The sequence below is a fragment of the Lysobacterales bacterium genome (assembly GCA_016703225.1).
Taxonomy (GTDB): Bacteria; Pseudomonadota; Gammaproteobacteria; order Xanthomonadales; family Ahniellaceae; genus JADKHK01.
This window is the reverse complement of sequence record JADJCM010000001.1, coordinates 1,150,046-1,169,708: the sequence shown is the minus strand read 5'-3', so window position 1 is coordinate 1,169,708 and position 19,663 is coordinate 1,150,046. Positions and strand designations below refer to the sequence as shown.

Below are 19,663 nucleotides of genomic sequence, written 5' to 3'. Positions count from 1 at the left end.
GGGCGCAGTACCCGTCGCCAACGCCCGCAGCGCTTACTCGAAGCCGTCGCGGAACACCGCGTTCGGGTCGAGCTGGCAGCCCTCGACGCGGACGTCGTCGACATACCAGCCGTGCGGCACGCTGCCGACCGAGCTGTCGGTGAGGGCGCGGAAGCGGAACTTCACCGCCTGGCCGGCGAAGTCGCCGAGGTCGAAGCTGGCGGTGCGGTAGGGGGCGGTGCCGCACCAAGCCTGCTGGCCGGTCGGGACCGGGCCGAGGAAGGGGCTTTCCAGCAGTCGCGAGGCACCGAGCGGATTCCAGTTCGTGCCGCCATCGGTGGAGACCTCGACGAAGCCGCCATCCCAGCACGAAGTCGCGGTGTTCTGCTCCATCGTCACGTCGTGCTGGAAGCGCAGCGTCAGGCTGTTCTGGGCGGCCGGCAGGTTGATCGTCGGCGAAATCAGGCGCTGGTCGGAGGTGCTGGCGATATCGACCGCAAGCCAGGCGTAGCTGCCGCTGGCCGGGCGCGCGGTGCTGCGCGTCCAGGTGTCGCCGGAGACCGGGTCCGTGGTCCAGCCGCCGACGCCGGCTTCGACGTCGTCGCTGAAGCTGCTGAGCAACTGCTCGGTGACTGCGCAGGTGCCAGGCGCAGCGCGCGTGGTGAAGCTGGCGACAGCCGATGCCGCGCCGGCGCCGCAACCATTGCTGGCGGTGACGCGCCAGTGGTACGTGCTTGCACCGGCGAGCGTGATCGGCAGCGTGTAGTTGGTGCCGCTCAGGCTCGGGCTGGTGTGTACGATATTGGTGAAGGCGGCGTCGGTCGCCAGTTCAAGGACGTAGCCTTCGGTGTCCGCCACGGCATTCCAGCTGAAGTTCGGAGCGTAGGTCAGGCCGCTGGTACCGGGTGCCGGAGCGATCACGGTCGGTGCCGCCGGTGCGGCTGCGAACAGGGTAAAGCTGGCTGGGCGCGTGCGCACCAGTGCTGGCGCCGCGGTGGTGGCTTCGATCTGCACGGTGTAGGTGCCGGGCGCGACGCCCGCGGCGTTGCTGAGCGTCAGCGTCGAGCTGCCCGGCATCGCGCCGATCGTCGCCGGCGAGAAGCTGCTGGTCATGCCGGCGGGCAAGCCGCTGACGGCGAGCGTGGCCGGGCTGTTGAAGCCGTCGTAGGCATGCGCCTGCACGCCGATGCTGATGTCACCGATTGCGCACACCGACTGCCTGAGCGGCGAGCTGGCGAGGCCAAAGTTCGGCGTGCCGCAGTCCGGAAACTTGAACGAGCCGACGCGCAGCGTCCAGGTGATGCCGGAGGTGACGAAGTACTGGTTGACGTACCAGAAGGTGCAGTCGTCGGTCGGGTCGACGGTGAGCGCGGTGTAGTCACCCCAGCGGCGTGTGGACGCGGTGTGACCACCGGCGGCGGTGACCAGCGTGCCCTCGCCCTGGCCCAGCTCGTTCAGCGGGTCGGCTTCGAGGCGGCCGCTGTAGCGCACGTCCGGATACACCGAGGTGCTGCTGGCGCTGTAGCCAAGCCCGATGTTGCCGGAGCGGTCCTGCGCGATCGAGCCCATCCAGCGGTGGATGCCATCGGTCGCACCGGGCACGTAGGTGCTGTCCTGGTACAGCTCGGCGCTGGCGCCGGGTGCACGGATTTCCCACCAGCGCATGCCGGCCATGCTCGGAGCGCCTTCCACCGACTGCGTCGCGACGATGGACTGGTAGCTGCCGAAATTGCGGTACGCGGCGCGGAAGGTCGGGCGCTGGCGGTAGGACAGGATGTCGACCGCGCCGAGCGGTGCCGGCTGCGGCACGCAGGACCGTCCGCTGCACGGGAAATTGGTGTCGTAGGGCGCGATCGGCAGGGTCTTGACCACTGCCAGCGTGGACGAGGCCGGCGTGCTGAAGTCGGGGTCCAGTTCCCAGAGCGCCAGGGCATCCTGCGTGGCGCCGTAGGGGCCGCCGTCATCCATCGATCCGATCAGGTAGACCGGTGCACCTGCTGGTGGCAGCGCGCTGCCGTCGAGGTCGGCCGGCAACAGGCCATCACCGGAATAGGGATCCACCGGCACCCCGAAACGCACCAGGGTCGGGCTTGGATTGCCGGCCAGCATCTGCGCGCGGTCGATTGCGTACACGCCGATTTCGCCGGCGTCGAGTTCGCGCGTGGTGATCACGAAGGCATTCGGCCACATGCCGTACTTTGGGTAGTCCGGAAACACCGGCGTGCTGAAGGCCCAGCGGTACCAGGTGCCGAGCGGGCTGCTGCCGGTCGAGAGCGCGACGCAGTTGAAAAAGCCCGGGCCGGTGCCGTCGGAGAACTGGCTGACCAGCCAGCGGTCGGCGATCTGGTCGTGGATCACCACCGGGTCACCCGCATTTTCCGTCTCGCAGGCGCCGCCGAAGCCGGCGAACAGGGTGTTGATATTGGCTGGGCCGAACGCCGAGGTTCCGGTCTTGCTGAAGATCTGGAAGCTGGAGTTGGCCATGCGCAGGTAGTGGTTCGGGCCGACGTCGCCGACCGGGTCCGGCGGATTCGCAGTTCCGGTGCCGGCGTTGAAGCTGACGCCGGGCGCCGGCATCGCGCGCAGGAACGGCAGCACGGTCTGGGCGCGGCCGTCGGGCGCGTTGTTGTCGCGCGGCTTGCGGCCACTGTCGGGGTCGACCATCAGGCTGCCATACCAACCCGGATCGCGGTCGGCCGGCGGTAGCGGCGTGATCGTGCGCAAGGGTGGCGACACATCGAATCGCACGGCCGTGGACGCGCCGCGGAACTGGCCACGCGCGGCTTCCTGCGCCATCGCCGAACCGGACAACCCGACGATCAGGCACAACCCCATCTTCACCATCCGCTTCATCGATCCTCTCCCCGTGGCGTCACCGAATCCCTGAGCCTACCAGCGTGGCCGTCAACGCGGGCAATACACCGCCGCCCGCTGAACCGCAGGTTCGCTATCCTCTGCTCCCCCTGGATGGAGAGAGCGCGATGGGTACGCCCGCGGATCGATTGGCCGAGTTGCTGCAGTTCGGACCGCGCAAGGGGCGCGCCGGTGGTGGTGGAGGATCGGCGTATCCGCCCGCTGGCGGTGGCGCCAAGTTGCCCAGGCCACCGTTGGGGCTGGTCGGATTCGTCGTCGTGGCGATCGTGGCCCTGTGGCTGGTGTTCAGCGCGTACTACACGGTGCAGCCGGAGGAGAAGGCCGTGGTCAAGCGCTTCGGCGCAGTGATCGCCACGCGCGACCCCGGCCTGCACTTCAAATTGCCGTTCGGCATCGACACCGTCGAGTTCGTCGCGACCGAGCGCGTGCTCAAGCAGGAGTTCGGATTCCGCACTGCGGCTTCGGGCGGCGAGAGCGAACGCACCGAATACTCGGCCGAGGATTTCCCGCAGGAATCGCTGATGTTGTCGGGCGACCTCAACATCATCGACGTCGAGTGGGTGGTGCAGTACCGCATCGACGACCCGATGAAGTACCTCTACAACCTGCGCGACCCGACGCGCACGCTGCGCGACATTTCCGAGTCGGTGATGCGGCGCGTGGTCGGCAATCGTCTTGGTTCCGACGTGCTGACCACGGCGCGCGTCGAGATCTCGAACCTCGCCGGCGAGGAGATCCAGGCGGCGATGAAGAAATACGACGCCGGCATCCACATCGTCACCGTGCAGTTGCAGGACGTGATCCCGCCGCGAGCGGTGCAACCGGCGTTCAACGAGGTCAACGAGGCGCGCCAGGAGCGCGAGCGCATGATCAACGAAGCGACCAAGCGTCTGAACCAGGAAATCCCGAAGGCCAGCGGCGAGGCCAGTCGCGTGATTGCTGAAGCGGAGGGGTACGCCAGCGAACGCGTCAATCAGGCACTCGGCGAGACCGCACGATTCCGCTCGATCCTGGCCGAATATCGCAGCGCGCCGACAGTGACGCGCACGCGCATGTACCTGGAAACGATCAACGCGGTGTTGCCGACGATCGGCAACGTGATGGTGGTGAAGGACGGCAAGACCGCGCCGCTGCCGTATTTCGACATGCGCCGACCACGCACTGCGCCTGCTGCGGAGGCACAACAATGAACAAGTCCATCCTGTCCATCGCCGTCATCGCCGTGCTCAGCCTCGGCGCCATGCAGTCGGCCTATGTGGTCGACCAGGCCGAACAGGCGATCGTCGTCCAGTTCGGCGAGCCGATCCCCGGCATCGTCAGCCAGCCGGGCCTGCACTGGAAGTTGCCCTTCATCCAGGACGTGCGTCGTTTCGACAAACGCATCATTGCCTGGGACGGCGACGTCACCCAGATCCCGACGCTCGGCCGCGAGTTCGTGCTGGTCGATACCACCGCACGCTGGCGCATCACCGACCCGCTCAAGTTCCTGACCTCGGTGCGCGACGAAAGCGGTGCGCGAACCCGCCTGGACGACCTGATCGACTCGGTCACACGCGACATCATCTCTGGCACCAACCTCGAGGAGATCATCCGTTCGCGCGATTGGACCGTGGATGCCGCGGCACTCGATGAAGCCGGCGTCAGCCGCGAGGATGTCGACCTGGAGCGCCCGAAGAAGGGCCGCGCCCTGCTCGAACAGGAAATGCTGACTGCCGCTGCGAAGCTGATGCCGGCGCTCGGCATCGAGCTGGTGGATGTGCGCCTGAAGCGCATCAACTACATCGACAGCGTTGGCCGCCAGGTCGAGACGCGCATGATCTCCGAGCGCCAGAGCATTGCCGAGCGCTTCCGCTCCGAAGGCCAGGGCAAGAGCAGCGAAATTCTCGGCGAGATGGAGCGCGAACTGCGTCGCATCCGTTCCGAAGCCGAACGCAAGGCCGCCGAAGTGCGCGGCAAGGCCGACGGTGAAGCGACCAGGATCTACGGCGAAAGCTACGGCGCCGACCCCGAGTTCTTCGCCTTCTTCCGCACCTTGGAGAGCTACAAGGCGATGGGCGAGAACACCACCCTGGTGCTCGATGCCGACTCCGAATTCTTCCGCTACCTGGATTCGACGCGCACGCGCTGATCAGGTCTCGCGGCGCCAGGTGTTGCGGCCGGCGGCCTTGGCGGCGTAGAGCGCGCGGTCGGCCGCGCTCATCAGTTGATCGCGGTCGCTGTCGGTCCGGGCCACGGCGATGCCGATGCTGGTGGCCAGCGGCAGCGAACGATCGCCGATAAGCAGCGGCGCGGCCATCGCCGCGCAGATCGCCGCCGCCATTGCTTCGGCGCTCGCGACTGCAGTGACGGCATCGGGCTCGGCCAGCAGCACGACGAACTCGTCGCCGCCGATGCGCGCCACCAGCGCGTCGGGCGGCACGCAGGCTTGCAGGCGCTTGGCAAAGACGCGCAGCAGTTCGTCGCCGCCGGCGTGGCCGTGGGCGTCGTTGGTCTGCTTGAGGTGGTCGAGGTCGAGGAACAGCAGGGCGACGGTGGTCGCCTGCGCCAGGGCATCCGTCAACCGGCTCTCGAACTCGCGGCGGTTGGCGAGCCCGGTGAGCGCGTCGTAGCGAGCCTCGCGCTCGAGTTGCTGCTCGGTCAGTCGCAGGCGCGCGTTGGTCGCGGCCAGCTGTCGGTTGGCGCGCCGTTGCAGCGCGAGGAAGGCGGTGATGACCAGCACGGCGGAGAGCGCGAGCGCCACCAGAAGCGCGCGTTGCCGATTGCTGGCCGCGAGTGACTTCTCGCGTTCGGCGGCCAGCTCCGATTCCTTGGCCAGTCGCTGCAGCTCGAACTCCTGTTGGGCATAGCGCAAGCGCGCGTCGAAGTCTTCGCCGGCGCGTGCGCGGTCGCGCCGATCCATGGTTTCGTCGAGCTCCATCAGCCGCAGCATGCCCGGCATCACGTCGCGCCGCTGCGGTTGGTGCTGCAGCTGGGTGCGCAGCAACTCACGCAGCGCCCGGCGTTCCTCGGTGGGCATGCCGAGCTCGCCGAAGCCGGCAGTGGCAGCGGCCAGCTCGACTTCGGCAGTGGCGAGCTCGTTGGCGTCGCGCGCGGCGAGCCCGAGCACCTCGTGACCCAGCGCCGCGATCTGGGCGTTGCCGAAACGCTCGGCGACGGCGAGCACGCGCTCACCCGCCGCGCGCTGCTCGGCAGGGTCGCGGGTGTTGCGGGCGATGCGCGCGAGCTCGAGATCCAGCTCGGAAATCAGTTTCGGGTCGTCCAACGGTGCGGCCACCTCAGCGGCCAGCAGCATCGCGGCGCGGGCGGCCTGCGGATTGCCGAGCTCGAGCTCGGCGCGGCCGAGGTTGCGCAGCAGGCGCGCGCGCACCACCGCCGCGACCTCGTCTGCCAATGCCTCGATGCCGCGCTTGGCGTAGTCGCGCATCAGCGTGTGGCGGCCGAGCTGCAGCGCCAGCGACGAATAGGCGAGCATGACATCGGCGAGCAGCCCGCCATCCGGGTGGCGGGCGAGACTGGCTTCGGCGGCGCCGAGCCGGCGCTCGGCCTGCGCGAAGTCCTGCAGCGCGATGCGCGCGCGCGCTTCGGCGATCAGGCCGCGTACGCCGAGATGGTGCGCGCCGGCGGCGCTGGCGGCAGCATGGGCGGCGGCACCGGCTTCGCGTTGGCAACGCCAGTCGGCGACGACCCGACAGGCATTGGCGCGCGCGAGTTCGAGGCGCGCCAGGTCCGCCGATGCGCCGTGAGCGCTGGCCTCGGCGATCAACGCCGGCAACTGCTCCAGCACCCGCTCCGGTTCGGTCAGCGCCTCCAGTTCGAGCGGATGGCGCATGCGGTCGGCGAGCGCCGCATGCGCCAGCGTCGATGCGCACAGCAGCGCCCCGGCAAGCACACCCCGCCAGCGAGTTCCATGGACGATCTGGTGACGCCGGACAGGCAAGCGGGAACTCCGAATCTAGGGCCGCTGCAGACGGCCGAGGAACAACACCGTGCCGCTGTTGCGGTCGCGGATCAGGAAGATGAAGGCGCGGTCGGCGCGGAAGACCGGGGTGAAGTCAACCATGTCCGGCATCGCCGCGCCGGCCGGCATGATCACCGCGGTCGCGGCAGCGGCTTCGGTGCCTTTCTCGTCGACCGCGACGAAGGCCTGGTGCACCACCGCGCCGATGTACAGGCGCTCGGCCGGATCATCGCTGACGCTGATGCCATCGAATTGCGCGCCGCCTGCCGTGTCCGCAGGATTGACGAAGGCGCGGCGCAGGCCGAGTTGCTGCAGGGCCGCGGACAACTCCAGGCTCGAATCCATGCGGAACTTCGGCAGCGCGACATCGACCTCGCGCGCCACCAGCGCCGCGTTCCAGCGCTCGAGATGCACGTTATCGAGCAGCGCTTCCACCGCCGCCAGTCCGTCGGCGCGCATCGGCAGGATCAGCTGCATCGACAAGGCATCGCCGCGGTAGGGCAGTTCGACGAGCTGGAAGCCGTCTTGGGGATAGTGCCGGCTGTGGTCGCGGTCGCCGAACTCGATCTGCAGCGGTGTCGTGAACGGCGAGCCATCGGCTTGGAACGCGGCGTACTTCGCGCCGTCGTATTTCCAGTCGCGCATCATTGGCACCTCGACGCTGCCGCCATCGCGCAGGAAGAACTTCTCGTTGCGCGTGCGCGCGGCGTCGAAGGGTTCGAGCCACTCGCCGAGGAAGTACACCGCATTGGTCAGCACCAGCCGGGTGGCGGCATCGACCATGCCGCGGGCGAGCAATTCGCGGATGCGCTGGTTCGTTTGCGCGGCGACCCAGTCGTTGATCGACCGGCGCGCGGTCTCGGCGTCGCCGCGGAAATCGACCGGCATCGCGCCGCCAGTCTGGTAGTAGCGCGCGATCGCGGCGAGATAGGGTGGTTCGATGGCGAAGCTGCGCTCCAGCCAGAGCGCGTTCGCGGAACGGAACTCGGTCGGGTCGATCTCGCGCTGCACGCGATTGATGTCCGCGGCGAGCTGCTGCGCCTTCTCGCCCAGCGCGTAGTACGCCGCATCGAAGTCGGTTGCCCTTGCCAACGCGGCATTGGCGCGATCGAGCTCCAGCCGCCACGCGGCGAGTTGCGCCTGCCGCTGCGCCGGCGCCGGCTTCGGCGCCAGGCGTTCCGCGAGCCGTCCGAGTTCGGCATGCAGCGGCGAAAAATCCACGGGTTGCAGCGGGTCGCCGTTGTCGGCGGGTGCATCCAGACCCAGCACCGCAGCCAACTGTCGCGCGGTCTCGCCACGCGCGCCCTCGGCCGTCATCGCCAGCGCAGTGCCGACCGAAAACGGCGAGAAGAACAGGTTCTCCTGTTGGCCGGCCAGGACGCCGTACAAGGAACACGCAAAGTCGTTCATGCCGTCCTCCGATAGCGCCCGCGCGCTGCCCGAACCCGCCATCAGCAGTGTGGCGCCGACCAGCCAACACGCAACCTTGTATCTCATGCGCACCTCCGGACCTGACTCAGAGTAGCGTTTTCGCGGACAGGCACGAAGCGCTCACGCGAGTTGGTACCAGGCACCGCGTCCGCGGCCGCGCAGCGCGAGATGTCCGCGTTCGACCAGAGCGCGGAAGTGCTGTTTCAAGGTGTTGCGGTTGCTGCGAGTCAGCTGGATGGCCTCGGCCATGGTGATACGGCCGTGCTCGCGCGCGAACTCGACGACCTGCAGCGATAGCGCGGGTAGCGCAGCCAGCACGATTTGCTCACGTTCGATCTTTCGTTCCAGCCGCTGCACCTGTTCCAGCAGCGCATGCAGGAAGAACCGCAGCCACGGTTGCCAGTTCGGTGACTCGTTGCGGATCGTGCCTTGCGTCTGGCGCAGGGCGAGGTAATAGGCTTCCTTGTTTGCCTCGATCACGCTTTCGAGCGAGCTGTAGGGTACATAGGCGTAACCGGATTGAAGCAGCAGTAGACCGGTCAACACGCGGCTCAGTCGCCCATTGCCGTCCTGAAACGGATGGATCTCCAGGAACACGACGACGAAGATGGCGACGATCAGCAGCGGGTGCAGATGCGCCTTCGTGCGCTCGTCGTTCACCCATTCCACCAGTTCGCGCATCAGGCGCGGCGTGTCGAATGGCGAGGCGGTTTCGAACACGACGCCGATCCGCACGCCGTGCTCGTCGAATGCAGCGACGCTGTTGGAAGCCGTCTTGTAGTTGCCGCGATGGCGCGCGTCCTTCGGGCTGTGATTCAGCAGCATCTGGTGCAGCTGTTTGAGGTGGTTCTCGTTGAACGGGATGTCCGGCCAAGCTCGGAACAGCAGATCCATTACCTCGGCGTAGCCCGCCACTTCCTGCTCGTCGCGGGTCTCGAACTTCCGGATTGCGAGGTTGGCGAGCAGGCGTTCGACCTCGCGGTCGGAGAGCTTGCTGCCTTCGATGCGGGTGGACGAGCCGATGCTCTCGATCGTCGCCACCCGCCGCAGGGTCGAGAGCCGGTCCGGCGCCAACGCCCCCAAGGCGCGCCAGGCGCCCTTGAACTCGTCGATGCGGGCGATGAAGGCCAGGACTTCGGTGGTGATTTGCAGGCTGTCGATGCGGAGCATGAACCAATACTACGCCCAATTACACCCATTCATCGAGCGAGATGGATTGGGTGTGGAGATGGGCTTGGTGGGGTTGCGGCGCCGTGCTTCAGGCGCTGATCACGCCCAGCTGTGCGAGCAGCCAGTCCTCGGCGTAGCTGGCGAGTGACCAGTCGCGGATGAAGCCGCAATGGCCGCCGTGTTCGGTGAGGTCGAGGCGGACCTGCGACGGCAGTTGCAGGTCGGCGAAGTCGGTGGCGGGGATGATCGGGTCGTCCTTGGCCATCAGGATCGCACCGGGCAAGTCGAGTGCGGCGAGACGGCCGGCGTGGATGGCGTAGCCGTCGAAATACTCTTCGAGCGACGCGAAGCGGGTCTCGCGCAGGATCAGTTCGCGCGTCAGCCCGCGCATGTCGAGCTGGTAGATGTCCGCGCCGAGCGGGTAACGGCTCGGGAACAGTGCCTGCTTGCGCCGCAGCGAGTCGCGCCACTTGCGCATGAAGTAGTCGTGGTAGACGCGGCGCCGCTCCAGTTCCAGCAGGATGTTGAACGGCCGGATCGCCGGGCACACCGCATAGACACCGGCCAGGTCGATGTCGTGGGCCGCGGCACGCAGCGCCACGCGCAGTGCAAAGTTGCCGCCGAGCGAGAAGCCGGCGATCGCCAGCGGCCGTGTCGGAAACCGCTGCGCTACCGCGCGCACCGCGCCGACCACTTCGTCGATGCGACAGGAATGGAACACCGCCTCGTTGAGGTGATGGGTGTCGCCGTGGTCACGCAGGTTGAGCCGGAACAGATCATGGCCCTCGCGCAGCAGGCGCGCGCCGACGGTGAGGATGTAGCCGGAGTGCGCCGAGCCCTCCCATCCGTGCAACAAGACCACCAGACCGCGTGCCGACGGCAGTTGCTGCTGCTCGGTATGGAAGCCCTGCAGGCGGACGCCGTCGCCACAATCGAGAATGTGCTCGCGCGAACGCGCTTCCAGTTCGCGGTGGCGGTCGCGGAACTTCCAGCGTCTCAGTGCACTCGACGCGAGCAGCGACTGCAGGTGCGGATTGCGCAGCAACCCGGCCGGGCGGAAGTCATGCGGGGACATCGTCGTGGGCGTGCAGGTCGGCTTCCGCGATTGGATCAAGGTCATCGGCGGCGTCGCCATTGCGCGCGCGCAGCGGCGGCAACGGTTCGAAACCGAGCGCGCCGATGATCGCGCGCCGCGCCGCTTCGGCCATGCGCTTGCGTCCGCCCTCGGTCGCGAGCGCCACCGGTTCGAGAAAGTGCACCTCGGCGACGGTCCCGGGTTCGCCGAGCAGGCGCAGGAAGTTCGGGAAGAATCCCTCATGCGCACGGAAAGCGATCGCACGCGCGGCGACGCCGTCGCGCAGATAGCGCAGGGCCACCGGTTGCGCCGGCACGTTGGCGTCGTAGCAGGTCTGGAAGATGCGCGCGTGAAAGGTGCGTACCTTGTCGACGGCGCCAGTGCCTCCCTCCGGGAACACGCCGATCGCGAGCCCGGCGTTGAGGCGGTCGAGCATCGTCTGCGCCACCCGCGCCAGCGAGTCGTTGCTGCCGCGCTGGTGGTAGATGGTGCCGCCGCGGCTGGCGATCCAGCCCACCAGCGGCCAGTGTGCGATTTCCGACTTGGCCACGAAGCAGACCGCGCGCTGCGAATGCAGCAGCGAGATGTCCAGCCAGGAGCAGTGGTTGGCGACGAACAGCGTGGCCTCGCGTCGCGGTGTGCCGAAGCGCTTGAGACGGAAGCCGAAGCAGCGCATCAACCCACCCTGCCACCAGCGCACCATGCGCTGGTCGAGGCGATCACCGCGGATGCGGATCGCATCCAGTGGCGGCACCAGGCTGAGCAGGGTCAACGGCAGCCCGACCAGCAGATGCAGCAACAGCAACGGCGTGCGCCACAAATAGCGCAACGGCCGCAGGCGGTCGCGGGGGGATTCGATCGGGGTGGTCGGTGCGTTCATCGGCCCGGCATTCTCGCGCAATGTCACCGCATGTAAAGCGAGACTGACGCTCGGGTTGTGGAGCGAAAGCTCCAGAGGTCGGCGAATGTGGCTCAGGTTTCGCCCGAAGCCGGGTCTTCAAACAACGCCATCCAGTCGCGCGCGCCGTGCAGCACGCGCAGAATCCGTACCCTGTCCTGCGCGCGGTAGAAGACGAGGTATCGGTCCACAGCAAACGAGCGGACGCCCTCTTGCAGCAAGCCGCCGCGATCCACACCCATCAGCGGTTGCTGCGCGAGCAGTCGAAACGACCGCTCCAGATGGTCGAGTTGGCGGTCCGCCGCGGCTTCGTTGTCGGCCGCGATGTACAACCAGATCTCGATCAAATCGGCCTCTGCCGCGCGGCTGACGTCAAATGCAATCACGCCGCGTGAGCCGCTCCTTGCGGGCCTTCTGCTTCAACGCGGCAAGGTCGAATTCCGCCGCTACGCCGCTGTCGATTCCGGCCTGGACCAGGGCCTTCAGTTCATCCAGCCGTTCGACACGGGATTGCTCGCGTTGTTGCAGCAAGCGCAGCCCATCGCGCACCACGGCGTCGGCGTCGCCATAGCGGCCGCTCCGCACCTGCTCGTGGATGAACTCCTCGAGTTGCCGGGGAATCGCTACGTTCATGCCCATTTCTGTCTCCCGCGCTCGCAACACAGGATAGCAATGGACGCTCTTCCCGGGGAGCGCCGTTGCGGCTATTCCCGCTCCAGCCAGTTCATCAAGTCATTGCAGTGTTCTTCCCACCAGCGTGGCTCGGCCGCGAACGGGAACGCGCGCGGGAAGGCGGGGTCGTCGTAGCGCGCGGCGATCCATCCGGCGTGGTGGATCTGGCGCATGATGCGCAGCGGTTCGATCAGCTGCAGTTCGCCGAACTCGAGTTCGCGAAACTCCGCGTAGCCTTCGAGCAGCGCCGCGCGCTGCGCTTCGCCACCGGTCATCAGCATCCACAGGTCCTGGATCGCCGGTCCGCTGGCGGCATCATCCAGATCGACGAAATGCGGCCCGGCGTCGGTCCACAGCAGGTTGCCGGGATGGCAGTCGCCATGCAGGCGCAGCGTGGGCGGCCCAATCGCGCCGAACTGCAGGTCGAGGCGTTCGGCCACCGCCTCGATCAGATGTGCATAGCGTGCGGCCAGGTGCGCGGGCAGCAGCTGCGAATCGAGCACATGGTCGGCGGCGTCATGGACGCGCGTATCGACATCGATCTGCGCGCGCGCGTTGAAACTGCCGCGCGCGCCGACGTTGTGGATGCGCGCGATCAGTCGCCCTAACCACTGCGCAACGTCGAGGCCTTCCAGCTCGGGTGCGCGTCCGCCGCGACGCGGGAACAGCGCCAGCCGCTGCGCATCGAAATCGAACAGCGATTCACCGTCGATGCGCAGCGGCGCGATCACCGGCAGTTCAGCCTCGACCAGTTCGTCGCTGAAGGCGTGCTCCTCGCGGATCGCGGCATCGCTCCAGCGCCCGGGCCGGTAGAACTTCGCGATCAGCGGTTCGGCGCCCTCGATGCCGACCTGATAGACGCGATTCTCGAAGCTGTTCAGTGCCAGCAGGCGCCCATCCGGTTCAAAGCCGAGCGCAGCGACCGCATCGAGCACGAAGTCGGGCGACAGTTCCGCGAATGGCGTCGGATTCATCACGCCGGCTCGTCCGCCAGCCAGTCGCGCGGCTCCAGGTAATACGCGAGCCCGGCCTCCGCGCTGTCCGGTTCGGGGTCGAAGCCGTACTCCCAACGCACCAGCGGCGGCAGCGACATCAGGATCGACTCGGTCCGCCCACCGGATTGCAGCCCGAACAAGGTGCCACGGTCGAACACCAGGTTGAACTCGACATAGCGCCCGCGCCGGTACAGCTGGAACTGGCGTTCGCGCTCGCCGAAGGGCGTGTCACGGCGACGCTGCACGATCGCGGCGTAGGCGGGCGTGAAGGCCGCGCCGACCGCCCGCGTCAGCGCGAAGCAGGTGTCGAAGTCGAAGCGGCTGAAGTCGTCGAAGAACAGCCCGCCGACGCCGCGCGTCTCGTTGCGGTGCTTGAGAAAGAAGTAGCGGTCGCAGGCTCCCTTGAACTCGGCGTAGAGGTCATTGCCAAACGGCGACACCGCCGCGCGCGCTTGCCGGTGCCAGTCGCGCACGTCCTCCAGCACCGGGTAGTACGGCGTCAGGTCGAAGCCGCCACCGAACCACCAGGCCGGACGCTCGCCCAGCGTGGCGAACAGGCGCACGTTCATGTGCGTGGTCGGCAGGTGCGGGTTGCGCGGGTGCAGCACCAGCGACACGCCCATCGCGCGCCAGGCCTGGCCGGCAAGTTCGGGCCGGTGCGCGCTCGCGCTCGCCGGCAGTTGTGTGCCCTCGACCTGCGAGAAGCCGATGCCGGCCTGCTCGAACAGCGCGCCGTCGCGCAGGATGCGGGTGCGCCCGCCGCCGCCCTGTGGGCGCGACCAGGCGTCCTCGCGGAAGCGCGCGCCACCGTCCAGTGTTTCGAGTTCGCGGCAGATCGCGTCCTGCAGGCTCATCAGCCAGATTTGCACGGGTTCCAGATCGGGCGGGCTTGTGCTCATGCAGCGGATTCCTGAGTCGAACCGCTAAGATAGTGACCCTGACTGCAATCCGCGACGTGTCGCAACACGTCGTCTTCGATGGAAACCCCGAGCAACGTGTTCATGGATCGTGGCCTGCGCCCCAGCGCGCAATCGGCCGGCAACGACGAAGTCGCGCTCGCCAGCATCCTGGCCGGGCGCAGCAGCGCGAAGTATCCCGATGCCTTGGTGTTGCCGCTGCGCGACCTGGTCGGCAGCTCGCGTATCGAGTTCTGGAACGTCGCAACGCCGCCGCAGATCGAGCGCCACCAGCACTTCACTTTGCGGCAAAGCGGCGATTGGCTGTTTGGCAGCATCGAGATCGACGAGCAGGGCGATCTCGCCACCGCCACCGAGCACGCCTACGAGCTGTTGCTGGCGCACAGCCACCGGCTCGGCTTCGCGCATCTCTTGCGCACCTGGAACTACTTCGGCGCGATCAACGCCGGCGACGGCGACGACGAGCGCTACCGCGCCTTCGTCGGTGGCCGTGCGCGCGTGATCGCGCAGCCGCCGGCGGAAGGTTTCGCCGCCGCCACCGCCATCGGTATTCCGGCGCCACCCGACCAGTTGCACGTGCACTGGCTGGCGGCGAAGCGGCCGGGCATCGCGATCGAGAATCCGCGCCAGGTGCCGGCCTTCGAGTACCCGCGCGACTACGGCCCGATCGCCCCCGGTTTCTCGCGCGCCATGCTCGTGACCGGGGAGTCGCCGTTGCTGCTGGTCTCGGGTACCGCGAGCATCGTCGGCCATGCCACGCAGCACGATGGCACCGTGGCGCAGCTCGACGAGATCCTGCTCAACCTGGAGGCGCTTGCCACCGCCGCCGGCGCGCGGGCGCACGCCCGCGCCGACCTCGGCCGTGACGCGCTGCTGCGCGTCTACCTGCGCAACCCGACCGAAGCGGCACTGGTGCGCGGGCACCTGTTGCGACAACTCGGCGACGAAGCCTGCTTCCTGCTTCTGCACGGCGACATTTGTCGCGCCGACCTGCGCATCGAGATCGAAGCCGCGCTGGGGCTGCGGCGAGGATGAGCTGCTAGAGTTAAGCACCGAGAGATATGCTTAACTAGGTTCTTCGATGAAAGATGTTTCAGATCAGCAGGTTGCCGATCATCTTAAGCGACTGAATCCATGGTGGAGCGGCGCCGGGATGGACGGCGAGACGTTGGCGTTGCGTCCCCGCGCCTATCTGGGTCCCGTTCGACGGTTGCTGCGGGAATCGAGCTTGCGTCGAGCGATCGTCCTGCTGGGTCCGCGCCGAGTCGGCAAGACGATACTGATCCGCCACCTCATTGCCGACCTGTTGGCGACCGGCGTCGCGGAACAGCGGATCTCGTATGTGGAAATGGATCATCCGCTGTTGCACGGACAATCGCTCGAGAGCTTGGTGCGGCAGATCGAGGATGCCGCACCCGGCGGCGAGGGTTTGCGCTACCTGTTTTTCGACGAAATTCAGTCGCACAAGGACTGGGAGAAGTATCTCAAGTCGATGGTCGATCACCGCCCCGACTTGCGCATTCTGGTATCCGGCTCCGCTGCTGCGGCGCTGAAGCGCCAGAGTATGGAATCCGGCGCGGGCAGGTTCACCGACTTCCTGCTCCCACCGCTGACTTTCTCCGAGTACCTGCAATTGCGCCCGGAGCCTCCCGCGATCCGGATCGAGGAGCCCAGCCTCTATGTGCTCGATGACATCCAGCGACTGAACGCGCAGTTCGTCGAGTACGTGAATTTCGGAGGCTACCCTGAATTGGCTTTGTCGCCGATGGTGCGCGCCGACCCGGAGCGCTTCGTCAAGTCCGACATCGTCGACAAGGTGTTGCTGCGCGATCTGCCGCAGATGTACGGGATCAAGGATATCCAGGAGCTCAATTCGTTGTTCACCTTGCTGGCATTCAACACGGCGGAAGAGGTCTCCTTCGAGCAGTTGTCGCAGCGCAGCGGGATGGGCAAGCAGACGATCCAGAAGTACATCGAATATCTTGAGGCCGCTTTTCTCATCAAGCGCGTCTTCCGCGTCGACCAGGACGGCAAGCGCTACCAGCGCGAACGCAACTTCAAGGTCTATCTGACCAACTCGGCCATGTACACGGGGCTGTTCGGCGCGAAGCGTTCCGAAGACCCGGAGTTCGGACATCTGGTGGAGACGGCTTTGTTTGCGCAGCGCTTCCACGAAGACGCGCGACTGAACTATGCGCGCTGGGGAACCGACGACAGCGAAGTCGATCTCGTCGAATCGTCGAGTGCGCTCAAGCCGTTAGCAGCATTGGAGATCAAGTGGAGCGACAAGTACGCGGACAAGCCAGAGGCGTTGCGAGGCTTGTTGAAGTTCCTGCGCGGCAACAGTCTGCCCATGGCCTGGGCGACAACGCGCAGTCGCTTCTCTGAAACGACCATAGACGGCCGCCAGATCCGCCAGTGGCCGGCTGCAGTCCTTGCTTTCCACTATGGCGTGCGCGCGGTCGAAGGTCGGATGGCGGACTACGAAGCGCGGATCAAGGGCGTCACCGCGTAGCCGGTGCCGCGCAGGCTTCATCATCGCGACAGAAGCTTCATCATCGCGTCGGCCACGCCTCGCAGCACGATGGCACTGTGGCGCAGCGACGGCAGTGGATCTTTGACGGCCAATCCCTGGCCATGAACCATGCCGCGATCCTCGACGCGCTGACCGGCGCAACATCCTTCGATCTGTTCCGGCTGCGCGCCGCCATCGATCGCGCGCTGCGCGACCCCGCGCGCAGCACCGCGGTCCGCCGCTGTCTGCAGCCCGGCCAGCCGGTCGAGTACTTCGACGCCCGCGACAACCGCAGCCGCGACGGTGCGTGGTCGAGCTGCGTCCCGCCGCCGTGGTCGTGCTTGATCACGAGTCGGGTACGCGCTTTCTGATCGAGTACGCCGCGATCAACCTCGACGGCGTGGACAGCGTCCTCCGCGACCGCACCGACCGTGGCCTCGGCCGCCAGGAAATCGCCGTCGGCGACCGCGTCGGCTTCCAGGATCGCTTCGGCCACCAGCGCCACGGCCGCGTCACCCGCCTCAACGGCAAGACCGTCACGCTCGACTGCGACGGCGCACCGTGGCGCGTCAGCTACGCTCTGCTGCACCGCCTGATCGACGCCGCGCCGTAGCAGAGCAAGATCAGGCCACGTCGGCCAACCCAAGGCATGCCCCGCTGGCTTCCCATGCCCGGAAAATCCACAAGGCACTCGTAGCGCAAGGCGCAACCGACGATGCTGGGCCATAACTGGCCATCGATGCAGAAGATCTTGCCGAATCCTCGCTCCCTTTCATGGCAGACGGTCAAGCCGCAGGAGAGTAGTCGGCGCGCTCACTTTCCCTGCGGCGCTGCCGGGGGCCAGCGTCCTTCCCGGTGGCGTTCGTCAAACCAGCGGTGCATGGCGGCATCTTCCAGAGCATATTCGCCGCGGGCAGATTTCCAGACCAGGGCCGGCGTGCGCTGGCGCAACGCCTCCAGCGCCCGTTGTACCTGGGCGGCATTCACGGGGTGCCGGGTCTTGTCGCGGTAGAAGCGCAGGGCTTCGGCATCGTAGGGGCGGTAGCGCTGGCCTTGTTCGAGCATGCGCCACAGCACGGCCTGCTCGGTGGACTTGAGGCCCAGGTAGTCGGACTCCATCTGCGCTTCGTCTTGTGCTCGCTGCTGCTGCGCGGCTTCAAGCAGGGCGGGTTCGAAACGCCCCGCGAGGGCGGCCAGAGGACTGAGTACCTGGCCCAGCGCGGCCATGAAGAACTGCGGCCGGTCGCCGAACACCTCGAAGGCTTGGTGCAGCAGGACTCGATCCACCGGCTTGAGCACCGGTCGTTGCTTCTCGATCAGCTCAGCCACATGGGCGATGAAGTCAGGCCCAAGTGGCGGCAGGCGCTGGATCTGCGAGCCGTAGAACGGTGCGCCCGCGGTGTTGACCAGGCGCAGCAGCTTGTCCCGGTCCGAGCCCGACATGACCAGCATCAGATGGACCACGCCGGGTTGGTTGAGCTGGTCGCGGGCCGATTTCAGGGCCGTCATTGCGGCTTCGCCGGCCTCGCTGGTGAGGGCGTGCTGGGCTTCGTCAATAATCAGCGCCACCGGCTGGCGAGCGTGTTCATGCAGCAGGCGCAAGGCGTCGGCCAGCGTGAGGCCATCGATCTTGCCGATCCTGCTGGTGTCGACTTCCAGCCCGCCCAGTTTGAGCTTGTCCACCCCCGCCTTGCGGGCGGCGCGAGCCACCAGGCCCAACCGGGGTTCCAAGGCATGGGCGATCGCTTCGGCAATCAGAATGCCCGGATCGCGGCGGGCGTCGGCCCACAGGTCGACATACACCACCGTCACGCCTGCGGCCTCCAAGGCTGGACGCAAGTCCCCCTGTAGAAAAGTGGACTTGCCCGTACGACGCGGCGCTGCCAGAAAGAGGCCGTTGTGGGCATCACCCAGCCATGTCTTTCCTTGCAGGGCGGTCACCAGCTCCTGTGCCAGCGCGGTGCGGGGGAAGGCGATCACGGTAATTATCCGAAGTTATCCGAGAAGCGATAATTTATCTTGTTCCGGATGATTATCAATAAAACTCGGGCTCGAAGGCCCCCTGTTCTACTCCCACCGAGCGTGGGGCTCGCGCTTGGAGCAATCCCATACCGAGAAAACGCCACGTTCATCAACCTTGCTGCCGCACTGGCTTGCCCAGTGCTCATGCTTTGCGCGCACTCATTGACAAGCTGGGGGCACAGGCGCCCGCGAACCCGAACCACCATCTAGCGTTCCCGTCGCGAACGGACCTGACCATTCGTTCTGGCCGACGTGGTGTCGACGATTCATTGGAAGGCCAACTGAGGCGGCCTCCAGGTCACCTGCTTGAAGTCAGACCAGAGTCGGTCGCGTGCGGCGCGTCCCAACGCCATGCTCAACCGCACGTGTCGCTGTGGGGCCGGGTTGTTGGTCGGCGGTATTCGGTACGATGCGCCAATCGGACCAGCGCTTCGCCGCACTGCGGAGGTTGGCTTGAGCGTTAGCATTCGCTGGGGGTGTCTCCGCACGCCATGGACGCAATCACTATCAAGCGCGGCGCTGGAACAACTGCCCGAAGTGGCCGAGACCAAGAAGCGCAACGGCGCGAAAGCCGAAGACGCCAGGGCCAGCACCACCGATGCCGATGCCCGCGTCATGAAGATGGGCGACGGCGGCTTCCGGCCTGCGTTCAACGTGCAACTCGCCACCGAATGCGAAAGCCAGATCATCGTCGGCATGGACGTGGTCAAGATCGGCAGCGACATGGCCCAGTTGGCGCCGATGGTCGAGCAGGTCGAGCAACGCGTGGGCCGCAGCCCCGGCGAGTGGCTCGTCGATGGCGGCTTCCCGGCGCACGAGCAGATTGACGCAGTGGCCCACAAGACCGAAGTCTATGCGCCGGTACCCGAGCCCAGAGCGAAGCAGGACGAGCAAGGCAACCCGATCGAGCAGGACCAGCACCAGCGCAAGCCCGGCGACTCCGATGCGGTGGCGCAATGGCGCGCACGCATGGCCAGCGATGCGGCCAAGGAAATCTACAAGCAGCGCGCAGCGACGGCCGAATGCGTCAACGCACAAGCGCGCAATCGGGGACTGCTGCGAATGCCCGTGCGCGGATTGAGCAAGGTTCGATCCGTGGTCGGCTTGCCGCGGAAGTTGCGCGCATCATCCAGGCCCCGTCGCGCCGCAACTGCTTG

Annotated in this window: 17 protein-coding genes and 1 pseudogene; 7 read left to right on the top strand and 11 right to left on the bottom strand. The window is 66.9% G+C overall.

Annotated features, from left to right (window positions below):
* Positions 1-33: 33 nt before the first annotated feature.
* Positions 34-2,832, bottom strand: a complete 2,799-nt coding sequence (locus tag IPG63_05030) for an immune inhibitor A (protein MBK6726613.1) — start codon at positions 2,830-2,832, stop codon at positions 34-36.
* 128 nt (positions 2,833-2,960) lie between these two features.
* Between IPG63_05030 and hflK the strand changes: the two genes are divergently transcribed.
* Positions 2,961-4,043 carry an FtsH protease activity modulator HflK gene (gene hflK, locus IPG63_05025; GenBank protein MBK6726612.1) on the top strand — a complete coding sequence of 361 codons (1,083 nt, stop codon included), beginning with the start codon at positions 2,961-2,963 and terminating at the stop codon, positions 4,041-4,043.
* Complete coding sequence (hflC, locus tag IPG63_05020) at positions 4,040-4,981, top strand: protease modulator HflC (protein ID MBK6726611.1); 942 nt, start codon at positions 4,040-4,042, stop codon at positions 4,979-4,981. The genes hflK and hflC overlap by 4 nt, the downstream gene beginning before the upstream one ends.
* Here the strand turns inward: hflC and IPG63_05015 are convergent, their stop codons facing one another.
* The 9 genes from IPG63_05015 to hemF form a co-directional block, all read right to left on the bottom strand.
* Positions 4,982-6,790: a GGDEF domain-containing protein gene (locus IPG63_05015; GenBank protein ID MBK6726610.1), complete on the bottom strand. Its 1,809-nt coding sequence runs from the start codon at positions 6,788-6,790 to the stop codon at positions 4,982-4,984.
* Positions 6,791-6,805: 15 nt separating this feature from the next.
* Positions 6,806-8,308, bottom strand: coding sequence for a serpin family protein (locus IPG63_05010; GenBank protein MBK6726609.1), 1,503 nt, complete (start codon positions 8,306-8,308; stop codon positions 6,806-6,808).
* A 54-nt stretch (positions 8,309-8,362) separates the two neighbouring features.
* Entirely contained in the window at positions 8,363-9,412 is a 1,050-nt protein-coding gene (locus tag IPG63_05005) for a Fic family protein (GenBank protein MBK6726608.1), read from the bottom strand.
* A gap of 88 nt (positions 9,413-9,500) precedes the next feature.
* Positions 9,501-10,487 (bottom strand): alpha/beta fold hydrolase, encoded by a 987-nt coding sequence (locus IPG63_05000; protein ID MBK6726607.1) that lies wholly within the window; start codon positions 10,485-10,487, stop codon positions 9,501-9,503.
* Positions 10,474-11,367: a 1-acyl-sn-glycerol-3-phosphate acyltransferase gene (locus IPG63_04995; GenBank protein ID MBK6726606.1), complete on the bottom strand. Its 894-nt coding sequence runs from the start codon at positions 11,365-11,367 to the stop codon at positions 10,474-10,476. Before IPG63_04995 ends, IPG63_05000 begins: the two co-directional genes overlap by 14 nt.
* Before the next feature lie 92 nt (positions 11,368-11,459).
* The gene (locus tag IPG63_04990) at positions 11,460-11,768 is read right to left on the bottom strand and encodes a type II toxin-antitoxin system RelE/ParE family toxin (GenBank protein MBK6726605.1); all 309 of its coding nucleotides are present in this window, start codon (positions 11,766-11,768) and stop codon (positions 11,460-11,462) included.
* Entirely contained in the window at positions 11,758-12,024 is a 267-nt protein-coding gene (locus IPG63_04985; GenBank protein MBK6726604.1) for a type II toxin-antitoxin system ParD family antitoxin, read from the bottom strand. The genes IPG63_04990 and IPG63_04985 overlap by 11 nt, the downstream gene beginning before the upstream one ends.
* A 65-nt stretch (positions 12,025-12,089) precedes the next feature.
* Positions 12,090-13,031 (bottom strand): serine/threonine protein kinase, encoded by a 942-nt coding sequence (locus IPG63_04980; GenBank protein MBK6726603.1) that lies wholly within the window; start codon positions 13,029-13,031, stop codon positions 12,090-12,092.
* Positions 13,031-13,951: an oxygen-dependent coproporphyrinogen oxidase gene (hemF, locus tag IPG63_04975; protein MBK6726602.1), complete on the bottom strand. Its 921-nt coding sequence runs from the start codon at positions 13,949-13,951 to the stop codon at positions 13,031-13,033. Before hemF ends, IPG63_04980 begins: the two co-directional genes overlap by 1 nt.
* Before the next feature lie 102 nt (positions 13,952-14,053).
* On the opposite strand from hemF, the gene IPG63_04970 reads away from it, so the two are divergent.
* The 4 genes from IPG63_04970 (at position 14,054) to IPG63_04955 (ending at position 17,097) form a co-directional block, all read left to right on the top strand.
* Positions 14,054-15,004 (top strand): pteridine-dependent deoxygenase, encoded by a 951-nt coding sequence (locus IPG63_04970; GenBank protein MBK6726601.1) that lies wholly within the window; start codon positions 14,054-14,056, stop codon positions 15,002-15,004.
* 46 nt (positions 15,005-15,050) lie between these two features.
* Positions 15,051-16,484, top strand: a complete 1,434-nt coding sequence (locus IPG63_04965; GenBank protein ID MBK6726600.1) for an ATP-binding protein — start codon at positions 15,051-15,053, stop codon at positions 16,482-16,484.
* A gap of 122 nt (positions 16,485-16,606) precedes the next feature.
* A complete protein-coding gene (locus IPG63_04960) occupies positions 16,607-16,855 on the top strand; it encodes a hypothetical protein (protein ID MBK6726599.1) in 249 nt (82 codons plus the stop codon).
* Positions 16,792-17,097: a hypothetical protein gene (locus IPG63_04955; GenBank protein ID MBK6726598.1), complete on the top strand. Its 306-nt coding sequence runs from the start codon at positions 16,792-16,794 to the stop codon at positions 17,095-17,097. Before IPG63_04960 ends, IPG63_04955 begins: the two co-directional genes overlap by 64 nt.
* 200 nt (positions 17,098-17,297) lie before the next feature.
* On the opposite strand, the gene IPG63_04950 is transcribed toward IPG63_04955, so the two are convergent.
* Positions 17,298-18,464 carry an ATP-binding protein gene (locus IPG63_04950; GenBank protein ID MBK6726597.1) on the bottom strand — a complete coding sequence of 389 codons (1,167 nt, stop codon included), beginning with the start codon at positions 18,462-18,464 and terminating at the stop codon, positions 17,298-17,300.
* A gap of 555 nt (positions 18,465-19,019) precedes the next feature.
* On the opposite strand from IPG63_04950, the pseudogene IPG63_04945 reads away from it, so the two are divergent.
* Positions 19,020-19,604 (top strand): annotated as a pseudogene (locus tag IPG63_04945) (transposase).
* Positions 19,605-19,663: the final 59 nt, after the last annotated feature.